At 48.5% G+C, this 17498-nt stretch carries 13 protein-coding genes and 2 pseudogenes; 11 read left to right on the top strand and 4 right to left on the bottom strand.

Annotated features, from left to right (window positions below; translation table 11 throughout):
- Positions 1–24 precede the first annotated feature (24 nt).
- Positions 25–633, bottom strand: coding sequence for a glutathione S-transferase (locus tag HGD79_RS16555; RefSeq protein WP_000779792.1), 609 nt, complete (start codon positions 631–633; stop codon positions 25–27).
- Positions 634–861: 228 nt separating this feature from the next.
- Here HGD79_RS16555 and rhsB point away from each other — a divergent pair.
- The 6 genes and pseudogenes from rhsB (at position 862) to HGD79_RS16525 (ending at position 9002) form a co-directional block, all read left to right on the top strand.
- Positions 862–5097: pseudogene (gene rhsB / locus HGD79_RS16550) on the top strand (rhs element protein RhsB).
- Complete coding sequence (gene yhhH / locus HGD79_RS16545) at positions 5069–5452, top strand: protein YhhH (RefSeq protein ID WP_001271686.1); 384 nt, start codon at positions 5069–5071, stop codon at positions 5450–5452. Before rhsB ends, yhhH begins: the two are co-directional and overlap by 29 nt.
- 104 nt (positions 5453–5556) lie before the next feature.
- Positions 5557–6399 carry a HEAT repeat domain-containing protein gene (locus tag HGD79_RS16540; protein ID WP_000072855.1) on the top strand — a complete coding sequence of 281 codons (843 nt, stop codon included), beginning with the start codon at positions 5557–5559 and terminating at the stop codon, positions 6397–6399.
- A gap of 27 nt (positions 6400–6426) precedes the next feature.
- Positions 6427–7385: pseudogene (locus tag HGD79_RS16535) on the top strand (RHS repeat-associated core domain-containing protein); the annotation flags it as partial.
- A gap of 11 nt (positions 7386–7396) precedes the next feature.
- A complete protein-coding gene (locus tag HGD79_RS16530) occupies positions 7397–7858 on the top strand; it encodes a sel1 repeat family protein (RefSeq protein WP_063113593.1) in 462 nt (153 codons plus the stop codon).
- Positions 7859–8492: 634 nt separating this feature from the next.
- Positions 8493–9002: an Imm57 family immunity protein gene (locus tag HGD79_RS16525; RefSeq protein ID WP_236921898.1), complete on the top strand. Its 510-nt coding sequence runs from the start codon at positions 8493–8495 to the stop codon at positions 9000–9002.
- A 459-nt stretch (positions 9003–9461) separates the two neighbouring features.
- Here the strand turns inward: HGD79_RS16525 and HGD79_RS16520 are convergent, their stop codons facing one another.
- The gene (locus HGD79_RS16520; protein WP_000364939.1) at positions 9462–10598 is read right to left on the bottom strand and encodes an HlyD family secretion protein; all 1137 of its coding nucleotides are present in this window, start codon (positions 10596–10598) and stop codon (positions 9462–9464) included.
- A gap of 2 nt (positions 10599–10600) precedes the next feature.
- The gene (locus tag HGD79_RS16515) at positions 10601–10963 is read right to left on the bottom strand and encodes a DUF3302 domain-containing protein (protein WP_000479624.1); all 363 of its coding nucleotides are present in this window, start codon (positions 10961–10963) and stop codon (positions 10601–10603) included.
- A gap of 536 nt (positions 10964–11499) precedes the next feature.
- Here HGD79_RS16515 and mtlA point away from each other — a divergent pair.
- The 3 genes from mtlA to mtlR all read left to right on the top strand — a co-directional run bounded on the left by mtlA (position 11500) and on the right by mtlR (position 15378).
- Positions 11500–13413 carry a PTS mannitol transporter subunit IICBA gene (gene mtlA / locus HGD79_RS16510; protein ID WP_000093258.1) on the top strand — a complete coding sequence of 638 codons (1914 nt, stop codon included), beginning with the start codon at positions 11500–11502 and terminating at the stop codon, positions 13411–13413.
- 229 nt (positions 13414–13642) lie between these two features.
- On the top strand, positions 13643–14791 hold the full coding sequence (gene mtlD / locus HGD79_RS16505; RefSeq protein ID WP_000645424.1) for a mannitol-1-phosphate 5-dehydrogenase: 1149 nt from the start codon (positions 13643–13645) through the stop codon (positions 14789–14791).
- Positions 14791–15378 (top strand): mannitol operon repressor MtlR, encoded by a 588-nt coding sequence (mtlR, locus tag HGD79_RS16500; protein ID WP_168848449.1) that lies wholly within the window; start codon positions 14791–14793, stop codon positions 15376–15378. The genes mtlD and mtlR overlap by 1 nt, the downstream gene beginning before the upstream one ends.
- 11 nt (positions 15379–15389) lie before the next feature.
- Here the strand turns inward: mtlR and yibT are convergent, their stop codons facing one another.
- Positions 15390–15599: a protein YibT gene (yibT, locus tag HGD79_RS16495; RefSeq protein ID WP_000517100.1), complete on the bottom strand. Its 210-nt coding sequence runs from the start codon at positions 15597–15599 to the stop codon at positions 15390–15392.
- Between the two features lie 284 nt (positions 15600–15883).
- On the opposite strand from yibT, the gene HGD79_RS16490 reads away from it, so the two are divergent.
- Complete coding sequence (locus HGD79_RS16490) at positions 15884–16246, top strand: YibL family ribosome-associated protein (protein WP_000665680.1); 363 nt, start codon at positions 15884–15886, stop codon at positions 16244–16246.
- Positions 16247–16788: 542 nt separating this feature from the next.
- Positions 16789–17472, top strand: coding sequence for a DUF3251 domain-containing protein (locus HGD79_RS16485; protein ID WP_001049539.1), 684 nt, complete (start codon positions 16789–16791; stop codon positions 17470–17472).
- Positions 17473–17498 lie beyond the last annotated feature (26 nt).

The following is a 17498-nucleotide window of genomic DNA, read 5'->3' as shown; positions in this document are numbered from 1 at the left end:
TGGGTCAGGAGGACATATCGCGCATCAAGCCTTTGGCGGTTCGGTGCGAGCAAAACTTTCGCGGCTAAACAGGTTTTCGACCAGTTTGACTAAGTGTGGGCGATCGACACACCAGCCTGGCGCAACGCGGCGGAAATTGAGATATCCGACGGCACAGGCAATGGCGATAGTCGCCAGATTGACCGTATCGGTTTTGAGTGTGCCATCGACCAGATATCCTTCCAGCACATCCAGACTGCGGTTGATTTTCTCCCGCTGGCGTAACAATTCATCTTCAGACTGCTGCGCCGCTGGACGCGCCTGTTCACGCACCGATACCAGCCCGGCATCCATAATGCCATCCGCCAGTGCCTCAATTTTGCGCACCCGCAACGACTCCAGCGGATCGCGCGGCAACATCGCCGGAGCGACATTCATTAATTCAATATATTCAGCGATGATCGGCGAATCAAACCAACATTCGCCCTCTTCGGTCACCAGCACCGGCACTTTTCCTAACGGGTTAAATTGCGCCACGCCGTTGTCCGCGTTATAGGGCAGTTCATTAATAAATTCGAAAGTTATGCCCTTTTCTAACAACAGAATAGAAAGTTTGCGTACAAACGGGCTGGTGTAGCTACCGACGAGTTTCATGCCGAGTCCTTTGTGCGAGGAAAAATATCAGTATGGCCTGGTGATGGGAAAAAGGGCAGAAAATGTTGATGGTTTGTTACTTCCAAATAAATCACATATTTATCATGGTGATATAAATATTTTCCTAATTGTTTCTATCTGATGGATATCTCACTTAAGGCTTTCTTATAAATCTGTAGGGTTTTGCCTGGAAGCAGACAAATAACCCGATAAAACAAGGATGAGCAGATGAGCGGAAAACCGGCAGCGCGTCAGGGCGACATGACGCAGTATGGCGGTAGCATTGTTCAGGGTTCAGCCGGGGTGCGCATTGGTGCCCCCACCGGTGTGGCCTGTTCGGGGTGCCCCGGCGGGGTGACGTCCGGCCATCCGGTCAATCCGCTGCTCGGTGCAAAGGTCCTTCCCGGTGAAACCGACATCGCCCTGCCCGCCCCGCTGCCGTTCATCCTCTCCCGCACCTACAGCAGTTACCGGACAAAAACGCCCGCGCCGGTGGGGAGCCTCGGCCCCGGCTGGAAAATGCCTGCGGATATCCGCTTACAGCTGCGCGATAACACACTGATACTCAGTGATAACGGCGGCAGAAGCCTGTATTTTGAGCACCTGTTTCCCGGTGAGGACGGTTACAGCCGCAGCGAGTCACTGTGGCTGGTGCGCGGCGGCGTGGCGAAACTGGATGAAGGTCACCGGCTGGCCGCACTCTGGCAGGCGCTGCCGGAAGAACTCCGCTTAAGTCCGCATCGTTATCTGGCGACAAACAGTCCGCAGGGGCCGTGGTGGCTGCTCGGCTGGTGTGAGCGGGTGCCGGAAGCGGATGAGGTGCTGCCTGCGCCGCTGCCGCCGTACCGGGTACTGACCGGGCTGGTGGACCGCTTCGGGCGCACACAGACGTTCCACCGCGAAGCCGCCGGTGAATTCAGCGGCGAAATCACCGGCGTGACGGATGGTGCCGGGCGTCACTTCCGGCTGGTACTGACCACGCAGGCGCAGCGGGCAGAAGAAGCCCGGCAGCAGGCCATTTCCGGCGGGACGGAACCGTCCGCTTTTCCTGATACCCTGCCGGGTTACACCGAATATGGCCGGGACAACGGCATCCGTCTGTCTGCCGTGTGGCTGACGCACGACCCGGAATACCCGGAGAATTTACCTGCCGCGCCGCTGGTGCGCTATGGCTGGACGCCGCGCGGCGAACTGGCGGCAGTGTATGACCGCAGCAATACACAGGTGCGCAGCTTTACTTACGATGATAAATACCGGGGCCGGATGGTGGCGCACCGTCACACGGGCCGACCGGAAATCCGTTACCGTTACGACAGCGACGGGCGGGTGACAGAACAGCTAAACCCGGCAGGCTTAAGCTACACGTATCAGTATGAGAAAGACCGCATCACCATCACCGACAGCCTGGACCGCCGTGAAGTGCTGCACACGCAGGGCGAAGCCGGGCTGAAGCGGGTGGTGAAAAAGGAACACGCGGACGGCAGCGTCACGCAGAGTCAGTTTGACGCCGTGGGCAGGCTCAGGGCACAGACGGATGCCGCAGGCAGGACAACAGAGTACAGCCCGGATGTGGTGACGGGCCTCATCACGCGCATAACCACGCCGGATGGCAGGGCATCGGCGTTTTACTATAACCACCACAACCAGTTAACGTCAGCCACCGGGCCTGACGGGCTGGAATTGCGCCGGGAATATGATGAATCCGGCCGTCTGATTCAGGAAACCGCCCCTGACGGCGATATCACCCGCTACCGTTATGATAATCCACACAGTGACCTCCCCTGCGCAACGGACGATGCCACCGGCAGCCGGAAAACCATGACGTGGAGCCGTTACGGTCAGTTGCTGACCTTCACTGACTGTTCCGGTTATGTAACCCGCTATGACCATGACCGTTTTGGTCAGGTGACGGCGGTGCACCGCGAGGAAGGCCTGAGCCAGTACCACGCATACGACAGCCGTGGACAGTTAACTGCGGTGAAAGACACGCAGGGCCATGAAACGCGGTATGAATACAACGCCGCCGGTGACCTGACCACCGTCATTGCCCCGGACGGCAGCAGAAACGGGACACAGTACGATGCGTGGGGAAAAGCCATCTGTACCACGCAGGGCGGTCTGACGCGCAGTATGGAATACGATGCTGCCGGACGGGTCATCCGCCTGACCAGTGAAAACGGCAGCCACACCACCTTCCGTTACGATGTACTCGACCGGCTGATACAGGAAACCGGCTTTGACGGCCGCACACAGCGTTATCACCACGACCTGACCGGCAAACTTATCCGCAGCGAGGATGAGGGGCTGGTCACCCACTGGCACTATGACGAAGCAGACCGCCTCACGCACCGCACCGTGAATGGCGAAACCGCAGAGCAGTGGCAGTATGACGAACGCGGCTGGCTGACAGACATCAGCCATATCAGCGAAGGGCACCGGGTGACGGTGCATTACGGGTATGATGAGAAAGGCCGGCTGACCGGTGAGCGTCAGACGGTGCATCACCCGCAGACGGAAGCACTGCTCTGGCAGCATGAGACCAGACATGCGTACAACGCGCAGGGGCTGGCGAACCGCTGTATACCGGACAGCCTGCCCGCCGTGGAATGGCTGACCTACGGCAGCGGTTACCTGGCAGGCATGAAACTCGGCGACACACCGCTGGTGGAGTACACCCGCGACCGCCTGCACCGGGAAACGCTGCGCAGCTTCGGCCGTTATGAACTCACCACCGCTTATACCCCTGCCGGGCAGTTACAGAGCCAGCACCTGAACAGCCTGCTGTCTGACCGCGATTACACCTGGAACGACAACGGCGAACTCATCCGCATCAGCAGCCCGCGCCAGACCCGGAGTTACAGCTACAGCACCACCGGCAGGCTGACCGGCGTTCACACCACCGCAGCGAATCTGGATATCCGCATCCCGTATGCCACAGACCCGGCAGGTAACCGCCTGCCCGACCCGGAGCTGCACCCGGACAGCACCCTCAGCATGTGGCCGGATAACCGTATCGCCCGTGACGCGCACTATCTTTACCGGTATGACCGTCACGGCAGGCTGACAGAGAAAACCGACCTCATCCCGGAAGGGGTTATCCGCACGGATGATGAGCGGACTCACCGGTACCATTACGACAGTCAGCACCGGCTGGTGCACTACACGCGGACACAATATGCAGAGCCGCTGGTCGAAAGTCGCTATCTTTACGACCCGCTGGGCCGCAGGGTGGCAAAACGGGTGTAGCGGCGTGAACGGGACCTGACGGGCTGGATGTCGCTGTCACGGAAACCGCAAGTGACCTGGTACGGCTGGGACGGCGACCGGCTGACCACGATACAGAACGACAGGAGCCGCATCCAGACGATTTATCAGCCGGGGAGCTTCACGCCACTCATCAGAGTTGAAACCGCCACCGGTGAGCTGGCGAAAACGCAGCGCCGCAGCCTGGCGGATGCGCTTCAGCAGTCCGGCGGCGAAGACGGTGGCAGTGTGGTGTTCCCGCCGGTGCTGGTGCAGATGCTCGACCGGCTGGAAAGTGAAATCCTGGCTGACCGGGTGAGTGAGGAAAGCCGCCGCTGGCTGGCATCGTGCGGCCTGACCGTGGAGCAGATGCAAAACCAGATGGACCCGGTGTACACGCCGGCGCGAAAAATCCACCTGTACCACTGCGACCATCGCGGCCTGCCGCTGGCGCTCATCAGCACGGAAGGGGCAACAGCGTGGTGCGCAGAATATGATGAATGGGGCAACCTGCTGAATGAAGAGAACCCGCATCAGCTGCAGCAGCTTATCCGGCTGCCGGGGCAGCAGTATGATGAGGAGTCCGGCCTGTATTACAACCGCCACCGCTATTATGACCCGCTGCAGGGGCGATATATCACTCAGGATCCGATTGGACTGAAGGGGGGATGGAACCTGTATGGATATCAATTGAATCCGATATCAGACATCGACCCCCTGGGTTTATCTATGTGGGAGGATGCAAAATCGGGGGCATGTACTAATGGTCTTTGCGGCACACTATCCGCTATGATAGGTCCAGATAAATTTGATTCTATAGATAGCACCGCATATGACGCCTTAAATAAAATAAATAGCCAATCTATTTGCGAAGATAAAGAGTTCGCTGGTTTAATATGTAAGGATAATAGTGGCAGATATTTCTCAACAGCACCTAACCGAGGAGAAAGAAAAGGATCATATCCATTCAATAGCCCTTGCCCTAATGGTACTGAGAAAGTATCAGCTTATCATACTCATGGTGCAGATAGTCATGGAGAATATTGGGACGAAATATTTTCAGGTAAAGATGAGAAAATAGTTAAAAGTAAAGACAACAATATCAAGTCATTTTATTTAGGTACGCCCAGTGGTAATTTTAAAGCAATAGATAACCACGGGAAGGAAATAACAAACAGAAAAGGATTACCTAATGTCTGCAGAGTTCATGGTAATATGTAAAAAAATATTGTTTAGGAACTGTGTCATTGTATCTTTGTTTGTTTTTACATACAACACATGGGCACAGTGTAATAATAATATTAAAATAATGCGCAAGTATGAAAGTGAAGGTAAATATACCGTTAGAAATTTGGTTAAAAATAAAGCTATAGCATTGGAATTAGCTGAGATATATGTTAAGAATCGTTATGGACAGGATGCCGCAGAAGAAGAAAAACCATACGAAATCACTGAGTTAACAACAAGTTGGGTTGTTGAAGGTACCATTCACTCAGACCAAATTGCTGGTGGGGTTTTTATTATAGAAATAGGCAAAAATGATGGGAGAATTCTGAATTTTGGCCACGGAAAATAAGTATGTAAGGATAATCAAACATCGTGTGCGCTGATGGCAGAGTAGGTGGAGGACTCCAGACAGTCAAACGATAGAAAAAGATAGCCTTTATGGAGGTTCCTGCAATGTCAAATACATACCAGAAAAGAAAGGCAAGTAAAGAGTATGGTTTATATAATCAATGTAAGAAACTAAATGATGATGAATTATTTCGCTTACTTGATGATCACAATTCCTTGAAAAGGATTTCATCTGCCAGAGTATTACAGTTAAGAGGTGGGCAAGACGCTGTTAGATTGGCAATTGAGTTCTGCTCTGATAAAAATTATATCCGTAGAGATATCGGAGCATTTATACTCGGGCAAATAAAAATTTGCAAAAAATGCGAAGATAATGTTTTTAATATTTTGAACAATATGGCATTGAATGATAAGAGCGCTTGCGTTCGAGCTACGGCAATCGAGTCAACGGCTCAGCGATGCAAGAAAAACCAAATTTATTCACCTAAAATAGTAGAACAATCTCAAATTACTGCTTTTGATAAATCGACTAATGTCAGACGTGCTACAGCATTTGCTATTTCTGTTATCAATGATAAAGCAACAATTCCACTATTGATTAATCTGTTAAAAGATCCAAATGGAGATGTCAGAAACTGGGCCGCATTTGCAATAAATATCAATAAATATGATAATAGTGATATTAGGGATTGTTTTGTGGAGATGCTTCAGGATAAAAATGAGGAAGTCCGTATTGAAGCAATAATCGGACTTTCCTACAGAAAAGATAAAAGGGTTTTATCTGTTTTATGCGATGAGTTAAAAAAAAATACTGTTTATGATGATATCATTGAAGCTGCGGGTGAATTAGGTGATAAAACGCTACTTCCTGTTTTAGATACTATGTTGTACAAGTTTGATGACAATGAAATTATAACTTCCGCTATTGATAAGCTGAAGCGTTCATAGCGTGAGTTGCCTATGCACAGTGGGGGATTCCCGCCGGCACGGTGCAGATGCTCGACCGGCTGGAAAGTGAAATCCTGGCTGACCGGGTGAGTGAGGAAAGCCGCCGCTGGCTGGCATCGTGCGGCCTGACCGTGGAGCAGATGAAAAACCAGATGGACCCGGTGTACACGCCGGCGCGAAAAATCCACCTGTACCACTGCGACCATCGCGGCCTGCCGCTGGCGCTCATCAGCACGGAAGGGGCAACAGCGTGGTGCGCAGAATATGATGAATGGGGCAACCTGCTGAGTGATGAGAACCCGCATCATCTGCAGCAGCTCATTCGCCTGCCGGGTCAGCAGTATGATGAGGAGTCCGGCCTGTATTACAACCGCCACCGCTATTATGACCCGCTGCAGGGGCGGTATATCACTCAGGATCCGATTGGGCTGAAGGGGGGATGGAATTTTTATCAGTATCCGTTGAATCCGGTCATAAATGTAGATCCGCAAGGTTTGGTTGATATAAATTTATACCCCGAAAGTGATCTTATCCATTCTGTAGCTGATGAGATTAATATCCCAGGCGTTTTCACAATCGGGGGGCATGGTACCCCCACATCTATTGAATCCGCAACGCGCAGTATCATGACAGCTAAAGATCTAGCATATCTAATTAAATTTGATGGGAATTATAAAGATGGGATGACAGTTTGGTTATTTTCTTGTAATACAGGTAAAGGACAAAATTCATTTGCTAGCCAATTAGCTAAAGAGTTACATACAAATGTAATAGGACCTGACACGCTATGGACGTGGTGGGGGCGAGGAACTAATGGTAAGTTAAAAATGGATACAGTGCTAACAGCACCAACGAACCTTAATTCAAATAAGGATCTAATGGCTATAACAACAAAAGACCTTGGTAATTGGATAACATATGGGCCATCTGGGCACCCCATTTCTAATATGCAAGGTACGCCAGAAAAACCCAGTGATATAAGATAGGTTGTAGATGTATGAAAGCATGCTTGTTACTATTTTTTTATTTTCCTTTTATTTGTCAATTGCATGGTGCTGATGTGAAAATAAAAGAAAACGAAAGTGTGATGGGATCTACAGCAATGACCTATGATTTAAGTGAAGAAAAGCTGATGAAACTGAAGTATAAATCACAACATGGTGATTCAGAGGCATCATTTCGACTATATCAATATTACTGCTTTACTAAAAATAATATTGATAAACAATTGCGATTCTTGGAAAGATCAGCATCTCAGGGGAATGTTACAGCGCAGTTTAATTATGGGGTCTTTTTATCAGATACAAATCCAACATTATCAGAATATTATAATTTGAATAGAGCTATTTATTGGATGGAATTCGCTGTAAATAACGGTAATATTGATGCAAAGAGCAAACTTCAAGAGCTCAAAAAGCTAAAGCGAATGGATAGAAGGAAGAATAAGGAGAATCCGTAAAAGCAATAGTTCATCAGACTGCCGCAGCAGTAGTATGATGATGAATCAGGGCTGTACTATAACTATTATCGGTAACATTAACCGCAGCAGGGGCGGTATAACACTCAGGCTCCGATTGGGATGGAAGGTAGGTGGAATTTTTATCAGTATCCGTTGAACCCGATTTCTGGAATCGATCCCCTTGGGATTAGCCACCTGTTTATACAGTATAACTTTAGGTATGCTTTCGTGTGTTTCAGATATACCATGTGATGATAATTTTTATGATGTGCTTAGTATTCCAGTCGCTTCTGGTAATAATATGCAATGTAAAAATAATCCCCGTTGTACACATTTATAAATAGATGGCCAATACCTCAAGGCCTATGGAGTTGGAATGTTAATGACCCGGGAGCAAGCAATAGAAAACCTGACGGCATACGATTAGTACCGTCAGTTAATACAGGAACTTATAATCGCAATGGATTTTCAATACATAGTTGTTTAAACGCTTTTGGTCCGTCTTTAGGACCTCGATTCTGTTCCGAGGGTTGTATAACTGGTTTATCTAATGACATGCAAAAATTAAATGAGTTAATATTTTCAGAGCCAGATAGCACATTAACAGTTACGGACTAAAAAATATGGCAAGGTTATTAACAATTGTATTTTTTTCTCTATTTCTGCGAGTGCAGTTACTGCAAGACAATTTCAGAGAGAGTTAGATTTGGCAGACAAAGCAATATTATGGGCACTAATATCAGCCAGTAATAAAGAGGGACGAAAAGCGTGTTCACTAAGCTATTTTGCCTGTAAGGCCGCAGAGGCTGAACTCGGACTGGCATATATGGCTGCGAATGATAACAAGGAATTTCTCACATCCTTATCTAATATAATGAGGTACAAAATAGATGCTGGACTTTCCGAATCCTATACATGCTATTTATTAAGTAAGGGAAAGATCATAAGACCATATCTGAAAAATCTAAATCCACTCCAACTTGCCGCTGATTGCATTGAAACAGTAAATAAAATAAAAGATAAGAATAAAAAAATCATTGATATAAATTCAGTTAATATTTGTAGTGATGATAAAAATATAAAATTGAGAGTTAATAGTACTATTATGGCCATTGATGATTCTATAAAGTGCATCGATGAATGATAACTTAATTTTATTTAAAAATATATTAATAACTCACTCTCCAGGAGTTTTTTTAACTTAGTTTTATAATGAATACGATAATTAAAAGTGAAGAAGAAAATAGTTGTATACATATATTCCATGACCCTACATTGTGATCTATAGATTAAATATTTTTTAAATGTGACTGTCATCCTTCAGATAATAAAGCCATCATCGCAATAGATGGAAAAGCACTCCTGCTCTTTTTTGATTAGAGCCGTCGCAGGAGGAACAACTCATATCATCATTGCGATCTCGACGATGTATAGTCTCATCCTGCGGCAGAACAAGACGGATAAAAAATCCAATGAGAGCACACTCGTCCAGAACTTATTAACATAATGAATATTAAAGAAAAATCATCGCAGCTAATGAAGTAATATGCAAAAATAATTAGTCCTTACAAGGAGCAAAGTTCCATAATCTCCCCCCTCCCCCTCAATGATCCAAATAAAGATAATGCATCCAGCTGGTCATTCTTAGCAGCACTTTCCGCATCACCGAAACATGGCTGAAATGGTCGGAGTAAACCGCCACCTGGGCGTAGATGCCGTCGGGTAAGGCATCGATATCATCGTTAGGGTCCAGTTCAATGGTTCCCAGCACACCGTCCGTGCCGGGCACGACCGTTAATGATTGCAATACCCCCTGCGCCTGATAAGAACCGCCTGGCACGACAGGTAAAATACTGGTCAGTTTGCCGTGGAACACCTGCCCAGGTAGCGCGTTAAACACCACTTCCGCATCATCGCCGGGTTTCAGACGTAACAGCGAGTTTTGCCGAAATTGGGCGACAATTTGCCGTTTTTGCTCGGGGATGAAAACCATCACCGGACGCAACGGCAAGGCAGCTGCGTATGTGCCTGGGCGGATCAGTACCTGAGTGACGTAGCCATTGCTTGGTGCGCGAATGACAGTCTGCTCAAGATTATATTTTGCTTCAGTAAGTTGCGCTCTTAAGCTCACAATCTGCGATTGCTCGCCGTTAACCATACTGTCGAGCTGGCTCTGGATCTGCGCCTGCTCCGCCACCGAGCCTTTCACCAGCGCATCCTGCGCGAGGAAATTTTGCCGCGCATCGTCGATGTCACGTTCCGAGAACGGATTCACCGCCGCCTGGCTGCCTTTCAGATAACGTTGATAATTTTTAAACAGACGGTCGCGCTCCGCTGAAACCTGGGTGGTGTTGGCCTGCGCTTCTGTGAGCTGCGCGCGCAGAGTCTTTATATTATGCGTCGCCGTCATCAGGTCAGCCTGAAGCCTGTCAACTCGCGCCTGGTAACGAACCGGGTCGAGCTTAAAAAGCACCTCGCCCTTTTGAATAAGCTGATTATTCTTGTCAGTGACTTCAGTAACAATTCCCGTCACCTGTGGCGTGATGGGGATCGCTATCACTGCCTTTTGCGCGGTAAAAGTGTAAGGGTGGTTGTAGTTCATCAACAAAATCAAACCACTCACCAGAAACACGCCACCCAGCGCCGCCGTCGCCAGCGTCCACTGATTCACCGGAATACGAAAGATTTTAAAGACCGCCCACGCCAGCGCCACGTAAGTTAAAACAATCAATAGATCCATAATTAGATCTCCGGGAACGTGGAATAGTCAGTCTTTTTCTCGGCGGCGAGTTGATGCTCCAGCCGGGAAATTCGGTCAGAAAGTGCGGCGATTTCCGGGTCAGTCGCTTTCTCCTGCGACGCAACATGTGACTGCATACCCCAGCCACGCTCCGGTTGATAGAGCGTCGCCCAGATCCACAGAAACGGCCAGATAACATGCAGAGTAAACAGGCTCACCCAGCCCGCCGTATGAATAGCGTCGGCATGGGGATGGTTGCGCTTTTTGGCAATCAGATAAGGGATGTCATGTATCGCGATGATTCCATAAAAAATCACCAGAAAGACGAAGATCAGCACTCCCAACGCGAAATAGTTTAGAAACATATCTGCCTCGGATTCACGTTTATCAGTGTTGTTTTTGGGCTGGCAGCCAGAAGGGAGTCAGGCTGATATTTTGACAATAATCCGGGTTCGCGATTCTCGCCATAACACCAAAGAATAATTTTTAGAGGTGATGAGTTGCTTAGTTACATAACGATTGTATGACGAAGGCATAACATGCTGTAGATCACATCAGGTGAACGCCGTAAGAAAATATCTTGTGATTCAGATCACAAAGATTCAACAAACCATCAAAACAAAAATGTGACACTACTCACATTTAAATGCCATTTTTAGCGAAAATCGCCGCCTTGTTGCTTTTTTACACAAGCGTTTTGTGATGAACGTCACGTCAATTACCTCTCTACCCCCTATATTTATGTGATTGATATCACACAAAAGGCCGTCGACTGGACAGTTAACCGATTCAGTGCCAGATTTCGCAGTATCTACAAGGTCCGGCTACCTCTGCCGCCACATTAACAAAAAACCTCGGGCTTCCAGCCTGCGCGACAGCAAACATAAGAAGGGGTGTTTTTATGTCATCCGATATTAAGATCAAAGTGCAAAGCTTTGGTCGTTTCCTCAGCAACATGGTGATGCCAAATATCGGCGCGTTTATCGCGTGGGGTATCATCACCGCGTTATTTATTCCAACAGGGTGGTTACCGAACGAGACGCTGGCGAAGCTGGTCGGGCCGATGATCACTTATCTCCTGCCGCTGCTGATCGGTTATACCGGTGGTAAGCTGGTAGGCGGCGAACGTGGCGGCGTAGTCGGTGCCATCACCACCATGGGCGTTATCGTCGGCGCAGACATGCCGATGTTCCTCGGTTCTATGATTGCAGGTCCGCTGGGCGGCTGGTGCATTAAGCACTTCGACCGCTGGGTAGACGGTAAGATCAAATCCGGTTTTGAGATGCTGGTGAATAACTTCTCCGCAGGCATCATCGGGATGATCCTCGCTATTCTGGCATTCCTCGGCATTGGCCCGATTGTTGAAGCCCTGTCCAAAATGCTGGCTGCGGGCGTTAACTTCATGGTTGTCCATGACATGCTGCCGCTGGCGTCTATCTTTGTTGAACCGGCGAAAATCCTGTTCCTCAACAATGCCATTAACCACGGTATCTTCTCGCCGCTGGGTATTCAGCAGTCCCATGAACTGGGTAAATCAATCTTCTTCCTGATTGAAGCTAACCCAGGTCCAGGTATGGGCGTGCTGCTGGCGTACATGTTCTTTGGTCGTGGTAGCGCTAAACAGTCTGCGGGCGGTGCGGCAATCATCCACTTCCTGGGTGGTATCCACGAAATCTACTTCCCGTATGTGCTGATGAATCCGCGTCTGATCCTCGCAGTCATCCTCGGCGGTATGACTGGCGTGTTCACGCTGACTATCCTGGGCGGTGGTCTGGTTTCTCCGGCATCTCCGGGTTCTATCCTTGCTGTACTGGCGATGACACCAAAAGGTGCTTATTTCGCTAACATCGCGGGTGTGTGTGCGGCGATGGCTGTCTCCTTCGTTGTCTCTGCTATTTTGCTGAAAACCAGCAAAGTGAAAGAAGAAGATGATATTGAAGCAGCAACTCGTCGTATGCAGGACATGAAAGCTGAGTCTAAAGGCACATCTCCGCTGTCTGCGGGCGATGTGACTAACGACCTGAGCCACGTACGTAAAATCATCGTTGCCTGTGACGCCGGTATGGGTTCAAGTGCGATGGGCGCAGGCGTGCTGCGTAAGAAAATTCAGGATGCAGGTCTGTCACAGATTTCGGTCACTAACAGCGCGATCAACAACCTGCCGCCAGATGTGGACCTCGTCATCACTCACCGTGACCTGACCGAACGCGCTATGCGCCAGGTTCCGCAGGCGCAGCATATTTCGCTGACCAACTTCCTCGACAGCGGCCTGTACACCAGCCTAACCGAACGTCTCGTTGCTGCCCAGCGCCATACTGAAAACGAAGTGAAAGTGAAAGACAGTCTGAAAGACAGCTTTGACGATTCCAGTGCTAACCTGTTCAAACTGGGCGCGGAGAACATCTTCCTCGGTCGCAAAGCAGCAACCAAAGAAGAAGCGATTCGTTTTGCTGGCGAGCAGCTGGTGAAAGGCGGTTACGTTGAGCCGGAATACGTTCAGGCGATGCTGGATCGTGAAAAACTGACCCCGACTTATCTGGGTGAGTCTATCGCGGTGCCACACGGTACGGTTGAAGCGAAAGATCGCGTACTGAAAACGGGCGTGGTGTTCTGCCAGTACCCGGAAGGCGTGCGCTTCGGTGAAGAAGAAGATGACATTGCCCGTCTGGTGATTGGTATTGCAGCCCGTAACAACGAGCACATTCAGGTTATCACCAGCCTGACCAATGCACTGGATGATGAGTCCGTCATCGAGCGTCTGGCACACACCACCAGCGTGGATGAAGTGCTGGAACTGCTGGCAGGTCGTAAGTAATCCAATCCCACCCTCTCCACATGGAGAAGGTGGGGTTAATTGCCTGATGCGCTACGCTTATCAGGCCTACAGGATGCATCACAATTTGTTGAATTTGCACGTTCTTGTAGGCCGGATAAGGCGCTTACGCCGCATCCGGCGCTGCCCCTCTCCTCACGGAGAGGGTTTGGGTGAGGGAAAAGCCTCACCCCAGCCCTCTCGGGTAAAAACATTGATGAAGGTTAATACTATGAAAGCATTACATTTTGGCGCAGGTAATATCGGTCGTGGCTTTATCGGTAAACTGCTGGCAGACGCGGGTATCCAACTGACGTTTGCCGATGTCAATCAGGTGGTACTTGATGCCCTGAATGCCCGTCATAGCTATCAGGTTCATGTGGTTGGTGAAACCGAGCAGGTAGATACCGTTTCCGGCGTCAATGCTGTCAGCAGCATTGGTGATGATGTCGTTGATCTGATTGCTCAGGTCGATTTAGTCACTACCGCCGTTGGCCCGGTTGTGCTGGAACGTATTGCTCCGGCTATCGCCAAAGGGCTGGTGAAACGCAAAGAACAAGGTAATGAATCCCCGCTGAACATCATCGCCTGTGAAAACATGGTACGCGGTACCACGCAGCTGAAAGGCCATGTGATGAACGCCCTGCCGGAAGACGCCAAAGCGTGGGTAGAAGAACACGTTGGCTTTGTCGATTCCGCCGTTGACCGCATCGTACCGCCTTCGGCTTCGGCAACTAACGATCCGCTGGAAGTGACGGTAGAAACTTTCAGCGAATGGATTGTCGATAAAACGCAGTTCAAAGGCGCACTGCCGAACATCCCAGGCATGGAGTTAACCGACAACCTGATGGCATTTGTCGAACGTAAACTCTTCACCCTGAACACGGGTCATGCTATAACCGCGTACCTCGGAAAACTGGCCGGTCATCAGACCATTCGTGACGCTATTCTCGACGAGAAAATCCGCGCGGTGGTAAAAGGTGCGATGGAAGAAAGTGGTGCGGTACTGATCAAGCGCTACGGCTTTGACGCAGACAAACATGCGGCGTACATCCAGAAAATCCTCGGTCGTTTTGAGAACCCGTATCTGAAAGATGATGTAGAGCGCGTAGGCCGTCAGCCGCTGCGTAAACTGAGTGCTGGCGACCGTCTGATCAAGCCACTGCTCGGTACGCTGGAATACAGCCTTCCGCACAAGAATCTGATTCAGGGGATTGCTGGTGCAATGCACTTCCGCAGTGAAGATGATCCGCAGGCTCAGGAACTGGCAGCACTGATCGCTGACAAAGGTCCGCAGGCGGCGCTGGCACAGATTTCCGGTCTTGATGCCAACAGCGAGGTTGTATCCGAGGCGGTAACCGCTTATAAAGCAATGCAATAATGGTGGACCAGGCGCAGGACACCCTGCGCCCGAATAACAGATTGTCAGATATGCAGGCAACAATGGAACAAACCCAGGCCTTTGAAAACCGTGTGCTTGAGCGTCTGAATGCTGGCAAAACCGTGCGAAGCTTTCTGATCACCGCCGTCGAGCTTTTGACCGAGGCGGTAAATCTTCTGGTGCTTCAGGTATTCCGCAAAGACGATTACGCGGTGAAGTATGCTGTAGAACCGTTACTCGACGGCGACGGTCCGCTGGGCGATCTTTCTGTGCGTTTAAAACTCACTTACGGGTTGGGCGTCATTAACCGCCAGGAATACGAAGATGCGGAGCTGCTGATGGCATTGCGTGAAGAACTAAATCACGACGGCAACGAGTACGCCTTTACCGACGACGAGATCCTTGGACCCTTTGGTGAACTGCACTGCGTGGCGGCGTTACCACCGCCGCCACAGTTTGAACCAGCAGACTCCAGTTTGTATGCAATGCAAATTCAGCGCTATCAACAGGCTGTGCGATCAACAATGGTCCTTTCACTGACTGAGCTGATTTCCAGAATCAGCTTAAAAAAAGCCTTTCAAAAGTAAGCAACGTCTGCTTACTGCCCCTCTACCTGCTTCGGCCGATAAAGCCGACGATAATACTCCAGACGTTGTAGATATAACGGCACGCTTTCATCGGGTATTCCGGACGGAATCGCGTTACGGGGAGGAAGTTTTTTCAGATACTCCCGGAACGCCTGGCTTGATGCCATGAAATCTACGGCTTTATCGATAAGAAGCGGAACGTTTTCACCTAATTTGCCCATGATGATATCTCCGTATTACCCCGCGCCGGGAATGCGCGGCCGCCAATTTTAGTTTAGGTTCCCGGTAAAGATGACATTAAGGAAAACGTGCTGAATCCTCAATAATCATCCGCTGCTGTTTATTATCTTTTTTCTATAGATTTCTTAATTAATCAACGAATTGCGTAGTTTTTGAGCATGTTAATGATTACGTTGCAGAACTATTACAATGTCATCAGTTGTGAACAAAGCACCTGGTCGCGCATACTAGGGGCTATAAATTTATCTTTATCAGAAGCCATCACATGAAAGAAGTCGAAAAAAACGAAATCAAACGTCTCAGCGATCGCCTGGACGCCATCCGCCACCAGCAGGCCGATCTATCGCTGGTTGAAGCCGCAGACAAATATGCCGAGCTGGAAAAAGAGAAAGCCACGCTGGAAGCAGAAATTGCTCGCCTGCGTGAGGTTCATAGCCAAAAACTGAGTAAAGAAGCACAGAAGCTGATGAAGATGCCGTTTCAGCGCGCAATTACCAAAAAAGAGCAGGCTGATATGGGCAAGCTGAAGAAAAGTGTTCGCGGACTGGTGGTTGTGCACCCAATGACCGCGCTGGGCCGTGAAATGGGCCTGCAGGAGATGACTGGATTCTCTAAGACTGCGTTTTAAGCGCCTCAGACGACTGGTTCGATCATATCAACCCGCATCTGGCTTGCCTTAGCTGGTCAATGCGGGGACTCTCCTGTCTACTCGCCTAATTACCAAACAATTCACTCCCTTTACGTCGATTTACCGCTGGTTGATATTCTGAAAATGCATTTTTACCGAAATAGCCACCTATAAACAATAAAAATATATAGAAGATATCATTTATTAATTAACAAGCATTTACGTCTCTTTTTTTCGGATTTAATTGTGAAATTTTAATCATCATATTCATACAATAAATTATCTGTAAATTTTTTCCCAGACATGGTTTCTTTCATATTTGACATTTATTAATAATCATCATTAGAATCCACGAAAATAATATATTCATACAAACACAGACATCTTTTGAAACGAATGATACATTTTTATGATGAATGCTTAAAACAATATTTAATCGACACACATCACTGTCATTAATATAAAGCAACATAGATCACCAATAATACAATGGACAACTCTACCGGCATTGATCGCTGGTCGGAGGAAATAAGGATTTTTACATGAACTTGAAGAAGATTTTTTTCAGTGCTGTCACTGTTTCAGTTCTCTGCGCATTAACGGGATGTGACTACATTGAAGAAGGCAAGCCAGAAAGTAGTTTATTGAAACAACAAGAAGAACATAACAATAAAATTGATCTACTTGAAAAACAACAAGCACAGCTAAAGAGTCAACTGGAAACTATTCAAAAACAACAAACTGGCATAATAAGCAGTACAAAGACTTTAACTCACGTAATTAAATCCGTTAAAGATCAACAAAACACTTTTATTTTTACCGAGTTTAACCCAGCAAAAACGAAGTATTTCATCCTGAACAATGGTTCGGTGGCTTTAGCGGGTCGAGTGTTATCCATTGACGCCACAGAGAATGGCAGTGTTATTCATATTTCACTGGTCAACTTATTAAGTACACCTATCTCAAATATTGGTTTTAATGCGACATGGGGTGGTGAAAAACCTGTCGATGCCAAAGAGTTTGCCCGGTGGCAACAATTACTTTTCAACACATCAATGAAATCCACATTGAAATTATTACCAGGTCAATGGCAAGACATTAATTTGACCCTGAAGGGTGTATCGCCCAATAACCTGGGATATCTGAAGTTAGCCATCAACATGGAAAATATTCAGTTCGACAATCTTCCCTCTGCTGAAAATCGGCAGAAAAGAAGCAAAAAATAAATGCAGTTAGTACGCTTATAACAAGG

Source organism: Escherichia sp. SCLE84 (genome assembly GCF_012584495.1).
Taxonomy (GTDB): Bacteria; Pseudomonadota; Gammaproteobacteria; order Enterobacterales; family Enterobacteriaceae; genus ECMA0423.
The sequence above is the reverse complement of the archived record's forward strand: the minus strand, read 5'-3'. Positions and strand labels throughout refer to the sequence as shown.

Coding starts and splice junctions, on each gene's coding strand:
- HGD79_RS16555 (WP_000779792.1), bottom strand. CDS start 633: ATGAAACTCGTCGGTAGCTACACCAGCCCGTTTGTACGCAAACTTTCT.
- yhhH (WP_001271686.1), top strand. CDS start 5,069: ATGTCTGCAGAGTTCATGGTAATATGTAAAAAAATATTGTTTAGGAAC.
- HGD79_RS16540 (WP_000072855.1), top strand. CDS start 5,557: ATGTCAAATACATACCAGAAAAGAAAGGCAAGTAAAGAGTATGGTTTA.
- HGD79_RS16530 (WP_063113593.1), top strand. CDS start 7,397: ATGAAAGCATGCTTGTTACTATTTTTTTATTTTCCTTTTATTTGTCAA.
- HGD79_RS16520 (WP_000364939.1), bottom strand. CDS start 10,598: ATGGATCTATTGATTGTTTTAACTTACGTGGCGCTGGCGTGGGCGGTC.
- HGD79_RS16515 (WP_000479624.1), bottom strand. CDS start 10,963: ATGTTTCTAAACTATTTCGCGTTGGGAGTGCTGATCTTCGTCTTTCTG.
- mtlA (WP_000093258.1), top strand. CDS start 11,500: ATGTCATCCGATATTAAGATCAAAGTGCAAAGCTTTGGTCGTTTCCTC.
- mtlD (WP_000645424.1), top strand. CDS start 13,643: ATGAAAGCATTACATTTTGGCGCAGGTAATATCGGTCGTGGCTTTATC.
- mtlR (WP_168848449.1), top strand. CDS start 14,791: ATGGTGGACCAGGCGCAGGACACCCTGCGCCCGAATAACAGATTGTCA.
- yibT (WP_000517100.1), bottom strand. CDS start 15,599: ATGGGCAAATTAGGTGAAAACGTTCCGCTTCTTATCGATAAAGCCGTA.
- HGD79_RS16490 (WP_000665680.1), top strand. CDS start 15,884: ATGAAAGAAGTCGAAAAAAACGAAATCAAACGTCTCAGCGATCGCCTG.
- HGD79_RS16485 (WP_001049539.1), top strand. CDS start 16,789: ATGAACTTGAAGAAGATTTTTTTCAGTGCTGTCACTGTTTCAGTTCTC.